The following is a 16451-nucleotide window of genomic DNA, read 5'->3' as shown; positions in this document are numbered from 1 at the left end:
TATGCTTAATGAAAATTTAGGAGGAATAACATGGAGAAACAAGCAATTTTACACAAAACTAAAAGCAATTATGCCTATGCGTATGATGCACAAACGCTTCATTTTCGTCTGAGAAGTAAACGTGATGATTTACTCTCTGTCACTCTATTAATTGATCATGAAGATGGTTGGTTACCCAATGAAAAAGGGGTCTGGATGTGGCAGAAAAAACAAGTAACCATGCGTAAAGAATTTTCAACGGAGTTATTTGATTATTGGTTTGCAGAAATACAACCACATAATTTGAAAGCTAGATATGGTTTTTTGTTAGACGATGGACAAACACAAGTCCTATTTGTAGAGCGTGGTTTCTTTTCACCGGATGATGAATTTATTCAAAATGACATTAATAGTTATTTTTCGTTTCCGTACATCCATGAGAACGATTTGTTTGTAGCACCAGCATGGGTCAAAGAGACGGTCTGGTATCAGATTTTTCCAGAACGTTTTGCGAATGGCGATGTGACAAACGATCCGCAAAAAACACATGCTTGGTCAAGTGCATCGTCAGCGGTGTTAGGAGAATTCGAATTTTATGGAGGAGATTTGCGTGGAATCATCAATAAATTACCCTACTTGGCTGATTTAGGAATCTCGGGAATTTATCTTACGCCTATTTTTAAATCACCAACCTCTCATAAATACGATACAGAAGATTATTTTGAGATTGATCCACATTTTGGAACGAAAGAAGATTTACGAGAATTAGTAGATAAAGCACATCAATTAGGGATACGTATTATGTTAGATGCGGTCTTCAATCATATTGGCTGGACTTCTTATCAATTTAAAGATGCGCAAACCAAAGGCAAAGCATCTAAGTATTACGATTGGTTCTATTTTGAAGAAGATTCTTATTTGAATTTTTCTTATCATATGCCCAAGCTAAATACTAGTCATCCAGAAGTCATTGACTATTTGATTCGAGTAGCGAGTTATTGGATCCTCGAAGCAGATATTGATGGTTGGCGCTTGGATGTCGCTAATGAGGTAGATCATCAATTTTGGAAGAAATTTAGAGCAGCAGTCAAATCCATTAAGCCAGATGTCTATATTTGTGGAGAACTGTGGCACGATAGTCAAGCATGGCTCAATGGCGATCAATTTGATGGGGTGATGAATTATCCTTTAGCTAAGCCTATCCAAGAATGGCTTGCGACTGAACGACTGAATGGTTATGAATTTCTTGAACAGTTTGTTCATGCGTATACTCGTTATCCTAAAAATCAAAATCTGGGTATGATGACTTTGTTAGATAGTCATGATACCCCAAGAATTATCACCAGTGCGCAAAACGATTATCGTAAAGTTGATATGTGTTTTGCTTTATTGGCAACGACGCCAGGGTCCATTTGTTTTTATTATGGAAGTGAAATTTATCTCCAAGGCGAAGACGATCCGGATAATCGTCGCTGCATGAATTGGGAAGTCACGCCAACGAGCAATATTGCTCAATTAACCCAATTACGAAAAAATTATCCAACGATTGGTTATGCAGGCGAATATGACTTTTTAAGTGTCACAGACCATACGATTATCTTTAAGAAATATTCCATTGGCGAAACGATTTATTTTGTCTTTCATACAAAAGGGAAAGAGACAGTGGATGTACCTAAAGAAATGCAAGGACAAACATTTGTTGAGTTGATTCACTCTCAACTGATTCCTTTAAGCGAACAACTTCAACTAGACGAATATAGTTATTTGATTTTGAAGAAATCCTAAGAAAAAGGTATGTGCAGCGAATGGCACATACCTTTTTAAATCTAAAAAAGTAGTAGTGAAACAATTGTCTCACTACTACAAAAGATTATTCTTTTACAGAACCAGAAGTGATTCCGGCAACATAGAAGCGTTGCATGAAGATAAATAAAATCGTAATTGGGATAGCGATTAAGACACAGCCAGCGGTAAACGCCATAAACAATGAGTTGGCTGTTGTTTTTGTCATCATTGAGAACAGCCCAATCGCTACAGTATAGTTTTCAACTTTATCACCCATAATTACTTTGGCAAAGATGAAGTCCATCCAAGGTCCCATAAATGCCATTAAAGAGGTATAAACAATCATTGGTTTAGATAAAGGCAACGTAATTTTTGTGAAGATTTGCCATTTATTCGCACCATCAATCATAGCTGATTCATCCAGAGCCATTGGAATTGTATCAAAGAATCCTTTGGCAATGTAAAATCCAAGGGCTGCACCAGCAGAATAAACTAAAATTAACGCAAATTTTGTTTGAGTTAAATCCAAAGCTTTTAAAATGTAATAAATCGCAAACATGCTCATAAATCCTGGGAACATGTTCAATACTAACGCGATTTTCAAAATTGGTTTACGCATTCTAAAACGTAAACGAGAAAGCGCATAAGCCATTGCGATGGTAATAAAAGTGGATAAAATACAACTAATTGTTGCCACAAACAACGTGTTTAAGAACCAACGGACAAATGGGAAACTACCTGTTGTATTGCTTAATAAGATTTTATAGTTATCTAATGTGAACGATTTAGGGAGGATATAAGGAACAAACGCGCCACCTTCTGCACGAAAACTCGATAATATAATCCAAACAATCGGGAACATCCAGACAATAGACATGACGATTAATAAGATATAACTTCCAGTTAAGGAAATTCGTTGACTTGATTTATAGCTTTTATTTTTCTTTTTTGCTTCCATAGTCGTTAGCCCTCCTTAAATGAATTTGTTCGAGTATAGGCAATTAAACTAAATACTGCAGAGAGGATAAAGATTAAGATACCGATAACTGAAGCCAAGTTGTAGTCCATCGTATTCAAGGTTAAGTTATATAACCAAGTTACCAGTAAATCGGTTGATCCTGCTCCATAAAAATCAGAATTTGTTGGTCCACCGCCTGTTAATAGGAAAATAACATTAAAGTTATTGATATTTCCAATAAACTGTTGAATTAGAGCAGGGGTCATAACGAACAAAATTTGTGGGAACGTAATGTTTCTAAAAATTTGGAAGGCATTTGCACCATCAATGCGCGCTGCTTCAATTTGATCTTCCGGTAGATTTTGAATAATCCCTGTAGAAACTAACATTGTTGCTGGTAAACCAATCCACATGTTTACAAAAATAACAGAAATTTTCGCCCATAATGGGTCAGTTAAAAAAGGAATCGCTGTATCAATTAATCCCCAACTCATCAATGTGGCATTAATCGGGCCAGCACCGTTTAATAAGTTACGCATAATTAACAATGAAACGAATTGTGGTACAGCTAAGGTAATCACAAAAATTGTTCGCCAAAGCCCTTTAAATTTAATGCCTTTTCGATTGATTAATAATGCTAATAAGACACCAAAGAAGAAACAAGTAGCTGTTGCAATGACTGCCCAAATTAATGTCCAACTAAGAACAGGGAAGAAGGTTGCTGCCATTTTTCCATTTAAAACATTGGCAAAGTTTGAAAAACCAACCCATGTGAATAGATTCTTCGGTGGTAGATGGTTATGATCGTAGTTTGTAAATGCGATAGAAATCATATAAATTAACGGTAAAATAGTAAAGAATAAAACACCTAATAATGGAATGGTCATCAAAGTTGCATGGAAACGTTCATTTAACAAACTAGACAAATCTTCCATTGTTGTAGGTGCTTTTTGACCTGCTTGTTTTAATTCATAAAGATGACGTGCACTTTTTAGATTTACGATATAAAGAACAATCATTAAAATACAAAGTAAAAGAGCTGCAATACCGAAAAGTAAAATGAGCATCGAGTTGTCGCCTTCTTGAAGCACAGGAATTCCTAACTTCTTATCCATGACTAACCCTTGTTCTTTTGTTCCTAATGTTGATAGCATACTTAATGCTGTTAATCCGTTGCGAATTAACCAAAAAAGAAAAGCAACTTGTGTCCCTAGGAAAATCAATCCTTTAAGCCATTGTTTATTGGCAAAGTTTGCAGATCCCATAATAACAAATGACAATTTTGTCATTGCATCGCCTTTTTTGAATAACTCACGAAAGGTTGTTTTCTGTACATATTTTTTTCTTGTAAACATAGCCTTCCACTCTCTTTCATTATTTTACAAAGGAAGGCGAAAGAAGGGCTCTTTCGCCTTAAATGTTCGGTTGTTATTCTGCTGGAGTACCTACATCATTGATTAGTTTGTCTAATTTTGATTGATAATCAGCTGGTTTGATTTTTCCTTTGTAAGTATCGTTGATTACGGCATCCATCGCTGGCCAGAATGATACGATTTCAGGAATTTTAGGCATTACAACGGTGTGTGTTGGTTGAGTCATTTCAACTACAGCAGTAGAGACAGCATCTGCTTTGACAGTGTCACTTTCTTGAGCTGCTTTGTTTGAAGGAACGATTCCGTTACTTTCAAAGACAGTAAGTTGTGAGCTTTCATTACTGATATAGTCAGCTAACGCCATTGCTGCTAAAGGAGCTTCTGTTTGTTGGTTTACAGCAAATAGTTTTACACCCATGAAGGCTTTTTGTTGTACTGGACCATTACCAAAGTCAACAGTTGGGTAAGCAGCTACTGCCATATCATCGCCAATGGCTTTGATAACGTCATTTTTAGACCAAGGACCAGATAAGAAGGCATCAATTTTACCAGATTGTAAGCTTGCTAAAGTTTCAGCGTTTGATTGAACAACACCAGGATTATTTTTTTGATCAGCAATCCATTGCATAACTTGAATACCAGGTTCTGTATTAAAGTCTGTTCCTTTTGAATCTTCACCATTTTCACCGTATAAGTGTAAACCGTTACTCATAAACAATGGAGCGAAGACATAATTGGCACCAGCTTCTCCAAAGTTTGCGCCTAATTTACCTTTAGATGTTAGGCTTTCCCAAGTTTTCACATCATCTTCAGATAATTTTGATTTATTGTAGTAAAGGAATTGTGATTCCACACCATAAGGATAGCCGTAAAGTTCACCTTTCCAAGAAGCACCTTCAATGGCTGATTCAACGTTATTCTCTTTGACATCATCTGCGTATTTAGTGTTTGGATAAATTAAGCCAGCTTCAGCCATTTGTCCTAATTGATCGTGTGGCATCATAAATACGTCGGCTGCTGCTTTAGGGTCTTTGGATACATCTTTTTGAGCATCAGTAGAAGTACCTTCTGTCAATTCAACTTTTACATCTGGATATTCTTTCTCAAAATCAGCAATGATTTCTTTATATGCAGGAAGGAAGTCACGGTCTACCCAAAGTTTTACATTTCCTTCAACTTTAGGTTCTTCATTTGATGAAGCGTTTGCATCCTCTTGTGTATCAGAGTTACCTCCACCGCAAGCTGCTAATAATAACGCGCTACCTAACATTAAGCCAGTTGTCACATATTTTTTCCAATTTGTCTTCATTTTGTTGTCCTCCATAAATAATATTTCTTCTACACATGTGATTATGCAACCGTTTGCTGAAATAGTCAAGCTTTAAGTTGCAAAAAAATAAAAAAAGTATAAATAGCTGATAACTCTAGTGTTTATAGGATTACGACAAAATGAGAAAATTCAGAAACTTTCTAATAATTAAAAGGAAAGAAACAGCAATTGTTCAGTTTGAAAAATTAAATGCAACCGATTGCTGTAAAATCGTTGCAACCGTTTTTCTTATGTGTCATAATAATAGTGAAAAATTGAAAAGGAGAAATGAATTTTATGAATACAGCAGCTATTTATCATCGCCCAGAAAGTGAATTTGCTTATCTATATGATGAAAAAACAATGCACGTCCGTTTAAGAACCGCTAGAGGAGATGTTCGCGAGGTTTCTTTATTACATGGAGATCCGTACTTATTGAATAAGGAAAAATGGCATAAAAAACCATTACGTATGACGTTGTTAATGTCGACGGATTTATATGATTATTGGTTTGTTGAGGTGACGGCACCTTATAAACGTTTGTCTTATGCATTCTCATTAGTAGGTGTAGATGGCTTGCCAGTCTTTTATGGCGACCATGGGGTTTATCCATTAACAGATAAATTTTTAGAAATGCCCAATAATTATTTCAGAATGCCATTTTATCAAGAAATTGACCGCTTTAAAGCACCAGAATGGGTGAAAGAAACGGTCTGGTATCAAATTTTCCCAGAACGTTTTGCAAATGGAGATAAGAGTAATGATCCAGAAGAGACATTACCGTGGGGGTCTAAAGATCCTAGCTACAAAGATTTCTTTGGCGGCGATTTACAAGGTGTAATTGATCATTTGGATTATTTAGAAGACTTAGGTATTAATGGTTTGTATTTCTGTCCGATTTTTGAAGCGTATTCAAATCATAAATATGATACAATTGATTATTTAAAAATTGACCCAGCATTTGGCGATGCAGAGACATTTAAAAATTTGGTAGAAGAATGTCATAAACGTGGTATTAAAATTATGTTGGATGCAGTGTTCAATCATATGGGAGACACGTCGCCTCAATGGCAAGACGTCTTGAAAAATGGCGAAAAATCTAAGTATGCTGATTGGTTCCATGTAAATGAATTTCCAGCAAGTTATCAAGAAGGATCATTCTTTGAAGAAGCAACAGATATTACGTATGATGTGTTTGCTTTTACGCCCCATATGCCGAAATTAAATACAGCTAATCCAGAAGTACAAGAACATCTCTTGGCTATTGCTCGTTATTGGATTGAAGAATTTGATATTGATGCTTGGCGTTTAGATGTTGCCAATGAAGTCGATCATGCGTTTTGGAAAAAGTTCCGTCAAGTTTGTGATGAGGCCAAGGATGATTTCTATATTTTAGGTGAAATTTGGCATTCTTCTCAAAGCTGGTTGCAAGGCGATGAATTCCATGCTGTGATGAATTATGCTTTCACAGATGCCATTATGGGATATTTTGTTAAAAACGAATTAAGCATGAGTAAAATGGTTTCTGAAATGAACAATCAATTGATGTTGTACCGCGATCAAACCAATCAAATACAATTTAATGTTTTAGACTCACATGACACACCACGTCTGTTAACTGAAACAAAAGAAGATAAAGAGTTAATGAAACAAGTTTTAGCCTTTACCTATATTCAACCTGGTGTTCCTTGCCTGTATTATGGGGATGAAGTAGGGATGACTGGGGAAATGGATCCTGATTGTCGTAAATGTATGATTTGGGAGGAAAAAGAACAAGATTTGAATTTACATCAATTTACCAAAGAGCTAATTAGCGTACGTAAAACAAATCAAAAAATTCTTTCAGAAGGAACCATTCATTGGAAACAAGTGTCGGAAGATTCAGGGGTCATTGTTTTTGAACGAAAATTAGATGGCGTGGTTCTAACAGGAATTTTCAACACAGGAACGAAAGAAGTTCGCGCTGAAAAAGCTGGTGATATTCTTTTAAGTAATTTAGTGGAAGCATCTGACACAACTGTGGAAGTTGCTCCAAGAGGTTTTGCATTATTTATCCAAGAATAAAAAAGACAAAGGAAACAAGGCGAAGTCGCTCTTGTTTCCTTTGTCTTTGATTATTAAATAGGAAGTTTTTCCTATACACGTTGCGAAGAATCTTCCCCAAAATTCTTCTTAACTCAATTATAGAACAAAGTTAGTGTTTTTCACAAATAAAAACATTTTGCTAGGTACTCTTTATTCTTTACAAGGGTAGTTTCCCTTTCGTTATTTAATGAGAAAATTCTCATATATTTGATGCGTTGGAAACAAGAGGTATAACGTTTCTTAAGGAAAAACACTAAAGTTATTTTCCTTGAATTATAAAGGTTTTTATAGATAATTATCTTTTTATCACAGGGGTTTTAAATGAGAAGTATAAAAATTTTCAGACAGAACGCTAGAAATTTCTAAGAAGTATGATAAAATAATGAAAATGTTGAATTAATTAAAGGAGTGTTTTAGATGGAGTCAGGATATCGTATTGCGGTGGTAGGAGCTACTGGTGCAGTAGGAACAAAAATGATTGAAATGTTGGAGCAAACTGTGCTACCTATTAAAGAGGTAAAATTATTAGCATCTAAGCGCTCTGCGGGAAAAAAAGCTACTTTCAAAGGAGAAGAACTGGTTATTGAAGAATTAGTGCCAGAATCGTTTGAGAATGTTGACATCGCTTTGTTCAGTGCTGGCGGCGGCATTTCGAAACAATTCGCCCCAGAAGCTGTTAAACGTGGTGCAGTTGTTGTTGATAATACTAGCCATTTTCGTATGGACCCAGAAGTGCCATTAGTGGTGCCTGAAGTAAATAAAGAAGCCTTGAAAAATCATAAAGGAATTATCGCTAATCCAAACTGCTCAACAATTCAAATGATGGTTGCTTTAGAACCGATTCGCCAAAAAGCTGGTTTAGATCGCGTGATTGTGTCTACATATCAAGCAGTCTCTGGTGCTGGAGCGAGTGCTATTCGCGAATTAGAAGAACAAACACAAGCGTATTTAAATGATACACCAGTTGAAGAATTGAAAGCTGAAATTTTACCTTGTGGCGGAGATAAAAAACATTATCCATTAGCATTTAATGCCTTACCACAAATTGATGTATTTGCTGAAGAAGGATACACTTATGAAGAATGGAAAATGATTCGCGAAACGAAAAAAATCATGGAAGACGACACAATCAAAGTATCAGCAACTTGTGTACGTATCCCAGTCGCTAGTGGTCATTCAGAATCTGTTTATATTGAGACAAAAGATGAATTAACTGTCGCTGATATTCGTGCATTAATGGAAGCTGCACCAGGTGTTGTTTTAGAAGATGATCCAAGTCAACAAATCTATCCGCAAGCATTAAATAGTATTGGCAAAAAAGAAACTTTTGTCGGACGTATTCGTAAAGATGTTGATGTGGATAATGGTTTCCATTTATGGGTAGTTTCAGACAACTTGTTAAAAGGTGCTGCATGGAATTCTGTCCAAATTGCAGAAACATTGCATGAGATGGACTTAGTACGTGTATAATCAAAACGACTAAGTGGTCACGCAAAATATCCGAACTATATAACAAAACCCTGTGCAAATGCAGGAGGATGTTCTATATAGTTCGGATATTTTTATTTGGCTTGTGTTAGTTTAACCAAGTAGCTAGTTGGTTAAATACTTTTTGCACTTGTTCATCTTCAGGTTGCTTTAAAAAGTCATGTTCTAAATCATAAACAGGAACAAATTTGCAGTCGGGAATCAAACGTTTTAATGATTTACTATATTTAAAAGGAACTTCTGCATCAGAAGTACTGGCTGTGCTAAAAGTAGGCGGAAATTGTTTCAATAATTCTGCAGAAATAGTAAAATCATCGATTGTTTGTTCAGACACTTGATAAAAATCATTTAATTGTTGTTGCTGCACACCATACATATATAATACATAACGTTGTAATAGCGGGTCGTCCCAAACGGTCTGGGTTTGATCGATACCTGCAATCATTTCTGGTGTAATTGTAGTGCTTGTTAATTGGCGTTTTGTATGGATAAATTTCAAATCGTAATAACCATAAAAATTAATTAGACATTCTGGTAAAGTCGCATTTGTTTGTAACAAATGAGCAGTTAAAGATAACAGTGCATAACCGCCTGCCGAGCGTCCGCAAAAACTAAAGGGGGCATCTTTAATTATCGTCTCTTTTATTTCAGCAAAAGAATCATAAATACCTGTTAAAATGTCTTTTAATGAATGATTGGGCGCTAATAAATAGTCCATCGCTAAAATCGTATATCCAGCATCCAAGAATTGCTGTGCCAATGCTTGGGGTAAGTCATTTTTACTTCCGTATACAAAACCACCCCCATGTAAATACACCATATATTTTCCATTGGTTGTAACTGGTGTATTTACGGCGATTTGACAGCCGTTATTTAACGTGAGAATTTCAGTCATTATTTGTCTCTCCTTTTTGTTTTCAATAAATACGTCCCAATCTCATAATTAACCAATTGAATTGGATTTGTCAAATCGATGTTTAACAAATGTTCAATTTTATTAAGACGATAACGAATCGTTTTTGAATGCAAAAAGAGCGTCTCAGCTGTTTTTTTGTAATTTCTTCCTACTTGGAAAAAGGTATATAACGTAAGAAATAGCTCTTCGTGTTTTTCCCATAGAAGATGCAACTGCGGTGGCACTAGTTTTTCTAGTTGTTCAGCTTGGTTTTCCCTCATGAAATAACGAAAGATTCCTAAATCATTAATCGACACAATCGGATCAATATGAAAATGTTGATTGAAACGAATGGCATCAAGGCATTCCAGCAAGATTTCTTTTAATTCCCCTTTTTCTTTAACCAAACTGAAAGAAATAGTGATTTCTTCCGATTCAAGAGTTGTTGCATCGATAATTTTTTTGATTTCTTCTTTTTTAATTTCTTGTTCCATTTTTTCAAGATTGTACAAAATAACCGTATAGTTGTAATGTTCAAAGAAAATTGTGTTTGAACGCAACGCATAGAGTCGTGTTAAGATTTCAGAATTATGAGGATATGTTTCTCCAGCTTTAGCGGAAAAAGTAATCCCTTGATAATAACGAAAATTATTCATTTTTGCTTCTTCTAATAAACTATTTAATTCATCCAAACTTGTGGGGGTATTTTGTAAAATAGCATCTGCCAAATTATTCATCCGGGCATAACGTTCTTTTTTCAAAAGATATTCCATTTGAAGACGTTCATGAATAATATCAATGACATTTTCGATAATCATCATATGCGAGGCTTCAATTGTTTGCTTCAATTGATAAACAATCAGCGTACAAGGGCTACCAAACCGTGTCGTAATTTCAGTTTGTAAAGCAGTTGCTTGTTGTGAACCATCTAAAGAAAATAAATTCAGGCGTTCATAATAATTTTTGGTAAACTCGTTGGTTTCGATATAATCTTTTTTTTGCACAATGTATTGTTCAAAAGAAGGGCCTTTGTGTATATCGAGTGACAGAGCTGGAATGCTAAGTGTGCAAGGCAATTGAATTAATTGATAAAAAGTTTCCATAATTTGTTCAAATGAATGCAGATTACGTTCGACTTTGGTAAAACGCTGACGAACATCATAATACGTTCGCAATAAGTGCCCTTGATGATTTAATAATGGTTCATAGATAGTTAACATGATTTTTTCGTAACTAATTTCTTGTTCCACTTTAATTAAAGGAATTTGATGTTCAAAACAAAGTGTGACAAGCCAATCGGGCAAAACCGTAATCAAACGATCCATTTTAACGACTAAACCACTAACTCCTAAATTTTTCATCTTTTGGAAAAAATTAATTAAATCAGTTGTCGGCAAATCTTTGAAAGCATACAGTGAAGTTAAAATTAATTGATTTTTTTTGCTCCAATTTTCAATATCTAAAGCTTCTAATACCATGGCAGAATCAACTTCATTGGTTAATCCAATATCTCCAGTTAAAAGTTTGCAGGTTTTAAAAAGTTCTAAAGACATAAGTTCTTTAATTGTCATAGTTGTCTCCTTTTGCGCTTTTTGGATAAAAAATGTAAAATAAATTTAGACTTTTGTCCAGTGTAAACGCAAACAACAAAAATTACAATAAGGATGTAAGCAATAAAAGGAGGAAATATAATGTTAAATACTGTTATTTTGAAAAATAACTACCAAGATTCAATCAATTTGATGCTTTTGACGAACAAGATCAATGAATTTGAGAACGTTACAATGAGCCAAATTATGATGGGGACAGATGCAAACAAAGACATTTTGCGCAATACTAATCTATTATCAACAGAAGCTGAAGCAGCATCAGCAAACGATTTGATGATTGTTGTAGACAGTGAAGATGATAATATTATGGACGAAGTATTACCGGCTGTCGATGAATTTCTAAGCGATTTATCTTCTAAAGGTGGATCAGAAGCCAAAGCTGCATCAACTTCTTGGGCAGAAGCTTTAGAAGCATTACCTGATGCAAATGTGGCATTGTTTAGTATTCCAGGTGAATACGGTGCACCTGAAATGGAAAAGGCTTTAAAAAATGATTTACACGTCTTTTCATTTACAGACAACATTGCAATTGAAGATGAAGTACGCTTGAAAAAATTAGCTCACGAAAAAGGTCTTTTAATGATGGGACCTGACTGTGGAACAGGGATTATCTCTAGTATTCCAGTTGCCTTTACTAACGTAGTATCACCAGGAAACATCGGTGTTGTTGGTGCATCAGGTACAGGAATCCAAGAAGTAACAACTATCGTTGACCGTTTAGGCGGCGGTGTGGTTCACGCAATTGGAACTGGTGGTCGTGACTTAAGCGATAAAGTTGGCGCAATTACAATGAAAGATGCCATCGTTGCTTTAGAAAACCACGAACCAACAGATGTGATTTGTGTTATCTCTAAACCACCTGCAAAAGAAGTACGTGATGAAGTGGTTCAATTATTACAAAGTATTTCTAAACCAGTTGTTGCTATTTTCTTAGGTGAAAAACCAACTGCCCATGAAGGAAAAGTTTATTTAGCACACACATTAGAAGAAACAGCTCGTATTGCGGTTGATTTAGCGAACGAAGAAGCTATTAAAGCTAACTATTTAGAAGCAATTGCTAAACCAGATGCACCTGTTTTACCAGAAGATAAAGTGGTTAAAGGGTTGTATTCAGGCGGAACACTGGCTTCTGAAGCAGGTATGTTAATTTCTGAGGCATTAGGTTTGGAAGGCTTAGTGAAAAAAGAAGGCTTTGTCTTGAAATCACATGGTTATGAAGTAATGGACTTAGGGGATGATATCTATACACAAGGTAAACCACATCCAATGATTGATCCAGAAGTTCGTATTCAAAAAATCAGAGAATATGCAACCGATAAAGATACAGGCATCATCTTATTCGATGTTGTGTTAGGTTACGGTGCACATGCAGATATGGCAAGTGCGTTATTACCAGCGATTGAAGAAGCGCGCCAAACAGCAAAAGCTGATGGACGTGAATTACACTTTGTAGCAACTGTATGTGGAACAACTAAAGATCCACAAAATTATCATGAGACAGTAAAACGACTAAAAGATGCAGGGGTATTTGTTGAAGAAAGCAATGCTAAAGCAGTTCGCTTAGCGTTATTACTAAAAGGCATTGAATTTACTGAAGAAGATAAATCAGTAGTTGCATACGAAGGCGAAACAGTTGAAATTCCTGAAGTTAGCGAAAAAGTGATGGAATTATTGAATACAAAACCACGTATTATTAACGTTGGCTTACAAAGCTTCAACGAATCAATCGTTGAATATGGCGGAAAATCTGAGCAATTTAACTGGCGCCCACGTGCGAATGGAAACAAAAAAATGATTCGCATTTTAGATGCTCTTGAAGATTATGAAGAACAAATTGCAACAGAAAACCAAAAAGTAATTGATAAAATGCAAAATTCACAACCATTCTTAGTGGATGTCGTTCCAGCGAAAACAGTTATTCCAGAGTTAAACGAAGAGAAGAAAACCTTACTTCATGCCGGACCGCCAATTAAATGGGAAGATATGACAAAACCTATGCAAGGTGCCTGTCTAGGGGCAGCATTATTTGAAGGTTGGGCAACAACTGAAGAAGATGCTTTGAAACTGTTTGAAAATGATGAAGTTCGCTTCATTCCTTGTCACCATGTTCAAGCCGTTGGACCAATGGGTGGTATTTCTTCAGCAAACATGCCAATGTCTGTGATTGAAAACCGTTCAGAAGGAAACCGCGCATTCTGTATCTTAAATGAAGGTATCGGAAAAGTGTTACGTTTCGGCGCTTATTCAAAAGAAGTAGTTGACCGTTTAATCTGGATTCAAGATGTTTTAGGACCAACTTTATCTAAAGCATTACAAAAAACAGAAGAAGGCTTGAACTTAAACGTATTGATTGCTCGTTCAATTACAATGGGAGATGAATTCCACCAACGTAATATTGCAGCATCATTAAACTTCTTAAAAGAAATGGCACCATTAATTACAACCTTAGATATTTCTGAAGAAGAAAAATATGAAGTAATTAAATTCTTATCAGACACTGATCAATTCTTCCTAAACATCATGATGGCAGCAAGTAAAGCTATTGTTGATGGTGCACGTAAAGGCACAAAAGGAACTGTTGTAACAACAATGGCACGTAACGGTGTTGACTTCGGTGTACGTATTGCAGAAACAGGTGATACTTGGCACATTGCTCCAGTAAATACGCCTAAAGGCTTGTACTTCACTGGCTTCTCAGAAGAAGACGGTAATCCAGATATTGGTGATAGTGCAATTACTGAAACAATTGGTGTAGGTGGAATGGCTATGGTTGCTGCTCCAGGTGTTACACGTTTCGTTGGTGCTGGTGGATTCCAAGATGCCTTAGATATTTCAAACGAAATGGCAAAAATTTGTATTACCCACAATCCAACATTCACAATTCCAACTTGGGACTTTAAAGGAACTTGTCTAGGTATTGACATCCGTAAAGTAGTTGAAACTGGTATTACACCATTAATCAATACAGGTATTGCGCACAAAGAAGCAGGGCGTGGTCAAGTAGGTGCTGGTACAGTTCGCGCACCTCTAGGATGTTTTGAAAATGCTTTAGAAGCTTATGCGAAGGAATTAGGCATTGACGTTGAATAACGTAAAAATTAGCGACGGTATTTTTCCCATCGACCAATTCGGTAAGATGGGAAAAATCCATAGCGCTTTTGATCGTTCCTTTAATCTTAAAGTGGGCGATCGTTTAGTAAATGTGGCTAATTATGCAGGTTACCTATCAAGTTTTGGAATTTATTTACCAGATGATCTTTTTCAAGCGATTACTCCTTATGTGCAACAAGATAATCTCGTGAAAATTTTTGCGAATGGTTTGACGTTGTATAGTCGCAATGGAATCAAAAAAATTACATGGTCAGAATATGAAGTTGTCAGCCTTCAAGTTAAACAGTTTCAATTAACAACTGTACAACGACAATTGTTAAGAAAAGTTTTATTGGAAGCAAACTTAGAACAGCAAATTGGTTTACCCTTAGAAGAAAAAGAACAAATTATTTTCCAAAAAATGCGCCAAAGGAAACAACAGACATTACGTGAGTGGCAAGAAATTGTTGCCTATCTTGTTGGTAGAGGAAAAGGATTAACACCTAGTGGGGATGATATTCTAGTTGCTTATTTAGTTATGCTACATGTCATGAAAGATACCCGAGCAAAAGAAGTTCTCACTGCTTTGCAACAACCACTTTCAACTACTGATATCAGTAAGGAATACATTTGGTACTCCATTAAAGGCTATGTTAATTCGCTTGTTTATCAATTATATGTAGATTTAGAAGCGAATAAAGAAAAAACTGTTATTAAAAAAGATGTACAGCACGTAATGCGAATTGGGCATTCTTCAGGAAAAGATTTAAGTTATGGCTTATTATTGGCGCTCGATAATGACGAGAAAAAGGAGAGAATAACGTGAGTTTAAATGTTATTGCATTAGGTGGAAACGCTATCTTAGATACGGATCCTACAGATGTCGGTCAAAAAGAATTTATTAAAAAAGCTGCAAAATATATTGTTGATTTTGTAGAAAAAGGCGAAGATGTTGTCATTTGTCACGGAAATGGTCCTCAAGTAGGGAATTTATTATTACAGCAAAAAGCTGGTGAAAGTGAAAAAAATCCAGCATTGCAATTAGATTCTTGTGTCGCTATGACACAAGGTAGTATTGGCTATTGGTTACAAAATGCGTTGAATAATGAATTTTCTAAGCGTAATGTATCAAAACCAGTAGTATCAGTTGTAACACAAGTAGAAGTTGATGCAAATGATCCTTCATTTAAAAATCCAACAAAACCAATTGGTCCTTTCTTCACAGAAGAAGAATCAAAAATCGAAGCAGCAAAAGATAATTCAACTTTTGTTGAAGATTCAGGTCGAGGCTATCGCAAAGTGGTTCCTTCACCACAACCACAAAGTATTGTTGAAAAAGATGCCATTCGCACAATGACTCAAGGCGGTGTGGTAACAATTAGCGCTGGTGGTGGCGGGATTCCAGTTGTTGCTCAAGATGGTGGTTATGTGGGTGTTGAGGCAGTTATTGACAAAGACTTTACGTCAAAAGTCTTAGCAGAAAATGTCAAAGCAGATCGTTTAATTTTATTAACGGGTGTTGATAACATTTATATCAACTATAACAAACCAGATCAAAAAGCGTTAGAAACAATCAGCATTGCTGAAGCAGAAGGATATATTGCAGAAGGGCATTTTGCTGCTGGCAGTATGCTACCAAAAATTGAAGCAGCATTGGACTTTGTTAAAGCGGCAAGCAACCGTAAAGCAGTAATTACTTCAATCGAGAATTTAGAAAATATTCAGGATGATGCTGGCACAACGATTGTTTCAGATTAGCAAAATGAAAAAATAGATGGGAAGAACTTGGATATTTTCAAGTTCTTTTTTTTATAACATAAATTATATGGCAAGTTAGCACAAAAAGTCATTTGATTTTGTTACAAATGTACAATGATAA

The 16451-nt window shown here is 35.7% G+C and carries 11 protein-coding genes; 6 read left to right on the top strand and 5 right to left on the bottom strand.

Translation table 11 applies throughout. The annotated features are described in order from the left end of the window. Positions 1-30 precede the first annotated feature (30 nt). On the top strand, positions 31-1764 hold the full coding sequence (locus AC4BC7_RS08850; RefSeq protein ID WP_490502657.1) for a glycoside hydrolase family 13 protein: 1734 nt from the start codon (positions 31-33) through the stop codon (positions 1762-1764). An 85-nt stretch (positions 1765-1849) separates the two neighbouring features. Here the strand turns inward: AC4BC7_RS08850 and AC4BC7_RS08845 are convergent, their stop codons facing one another. The 3 genes from AC4BC7_RS08845 to AC4BC7_RS08835 all read right to left on the bottom strand — a co-directional run bounded on the left by AC4BC7_RS08845 (position 1850) and on the right by AC4BC7_RS08835 (position 5404). Then, positions 1850-2722: a sugar ABC transporter permease gene (locus tag AC4BC7_RS08845; protein WP_490502656.1), complete on the bottom strand. Its 873-nt coding sequence runs from the start codon at positions 2720-2722 to the stop codon at positions 1850-1852. Between the two features lie 5 nt (positions 2723-2727). Next, complete coding sequence (locus AC4BC7_RS08840; protein WP_490502655.1) at positions 2728-4077, bottom strand: carbohydrate ABC transporter permease; 1350 nt, start codon at positions 4075-4077, stop codon at positions 2728-2730. Between the two features lie 73 nt (positions 4078-4150). Beyond that, positions 4151-5404 carry an extracellular solute-binding protein gene (locus AC4BC7_RS08835; protein ID WP_490502654.1) on the bottom strand — a complete coding sequence of 418 codons (1254 nt, stop codon included), beginning with the start codon at positions 5402-5404 and terminating at the stop codon, positions 4151-4153. 297 nt (positions 5405-5701) lie between these two features. On the opposite strand from AC4BC7_RS08835, the gene AC4BC7_RS08830 reads away from it, so the two are divergent. Together AC4BC7_RS08830 and AC4BC7_RS08825 are read left to right on the top strand one after the other, a co-directional pair. Further along, the gene (locus AC4BC7_RS08830; RefSeq protein ID WP_490502653.1) at positions 5702-7468 is read left to right on the top strand and encodes a glycoside hydrolase family 13 protein; all 1767 of its coding nucleotides are present in this window, start codon (positions 5702-5704) and stop codon (positions 7466-7468) included. Between the two features lie 438 nt (positions 7469-7906). Further along, positions 7907-8959, top strand: coding sequence for an aspartate-semialdehyde dehydrogenase (locus AC4BC7_RS08825; protein WP_207942370.1), 1053 nt, complete (start codon positions 7907-7909; stop codon positions 8957-8959). A gap of 106 nt (positions 8960-9065) precedes the next feature. Here the strand turns inward: AC4BC7_RS08825 and AC4BC7_RS08820 are convergent, their stop codons facing one another. Then, the gene (locus AC4BC7_RS08820; RefSeq protein WP_490502652.1) at positions 9066-9872 is read right to left on the bottom strand and encodes an alpha/beta hydrolase; all 807 of its coding nucleotides are present in this window, start codon (positions 9870-9872) and stop codon (positions 9066-9068) included. Then, positions 9872-11443, bottom strand: a complete 1572-nt coding sequence (locus AC4BC7_RS08815; RefSeq protein ID WP_490502651.1) for a PucR family transcriptional regulator — start codon at positions 11441-11443, stop codon at positions 9872-9874. The genes AC4BC7_RS08820 and AC4BC7_RS08815 overlap by 1 nt, the downstream gene beginning before the upstream one ends. A 120-nt stretch (positions 11444-11563) precedes the next feature. Here AC4BC7_RS08815 and AC4BC7_RS08810 point away from each other — a divergent pair, with 120 nt between their 5' ends. The 3 genes from AC4BC7_RS08810 to arcC are packed head-to-tail and all read left to right on the top strand — an operon-like array spanning position 11564 to position 16330. Then, positions 11564-14572, top strand: coding sequence for a bifunctional FdrA/YlbE family protein (locus AC4BC7_RS08810; protein ID WP_207942367.1), 3009 nt, complete (start codon positions 11564-11566; stop codon positions 14570-14572). Further along, entirely contained in the window at positions 14565-15398 is an 834-nt protein-coding gene (locus AC4BC7_RS08805; protein WP_490502650.1) for an oxamate carbamoyltransferase subunit AllH family protein, read from the top strand. Before AC4BC7_RS08810 ends, AC4BC7_RS08805 begins: the two co-directional genes overlap by 8 nt. Next, positions 15395-16330: a carbamate kinase gene (gene arcC, locus AC4BC7_RS08800; protein WP_490502649.1), complete on the top strand. Its 936-nt coding sequence runs from the start codon at positions 15395-15397 to the stop codon at positions 16328-16330. The genes AC4BC7_RS08805 and arcC overlap by 4 nt, the downstream gene beginning before the upstream one ends. The last annotated feature ends 121 nt before the right edge of the window (positions 16331-16451 follow it).

The organism is Enterococcus sp. AMC1623, assembly GCF_058216495.1.
This window is presented reverse-complemented; position numbering and strand designations above follow the sequence as displayed.

Excerpts from the sequence above, each read along its gene's own strand:
- AC4BC7_RS08825 (WP_207942370.1), top strand. The coding sequence starts at position 7,907 with ATGGAGTCAGGATATCGTATTGCGGTGGTAGGAGCTACTGGTGCAGTA.
- AC4BC7_RS08850 (WP_490502657.1), top strand. The coding sequence starts at position 31 with ATGGAGAAACAAGCAATTTTACACAAAACTAAAAGCAATTATGCCTAT.
- AC4BC7_RS08840 (WP_490502655.1), bottom strand. The coding sequence starts at position 4,077 with ATGTTTACAAGAAAAAAATATGTACAGAAAACAACCTTTCGTGAGTTA.
- AC4BC7_RS08815 (WP_490502651.1), bottom strand. The coding sequence starts at position 11,443 with ATGACAATTAAAGAACTTATGTCTTTAGAACTTTTTAAAACCTGCAAA.
- AC4BC7_RS08835 (WP_490502654.1), bottom strand. The coding sequence starts at position 5,404 with ATGAAGACAAATTGGAAAAAATATGTGACAACTGGCTTAATGTTAGGT.
- AC4BC7_RS08810 (WP_207942367.1), top strand. The coding sequence starts at position 11,564 with ATGTTAAATACTGTTATTTTGAAAAATAACTACCAAGATTCAATCAAT.
- AC4BC7_RS08820 (WP_490502652.1), bottom strand. The coding sequence starts at position 9,872 with ATGACTGAAATTCTCACGTTAAATAACGGCTGTCAAATCGCCGTAAAT.
- AC4BC7_RS08830 (WP_490502653.1), top strand. The coding sequence starts at position 5,702 with ATGAATACAGCAGCTATTTATCATCGCCCAGAAAGTGAATTTGCTTAT.
- AC4BC7_RS08845 (WP_490502656.1), bottom strand. The coding sequence starts at position 2,722 with ATGGAAGCAAAAAAGAAAAATAAAAGCTATAAATCAAGTCAACGAATT.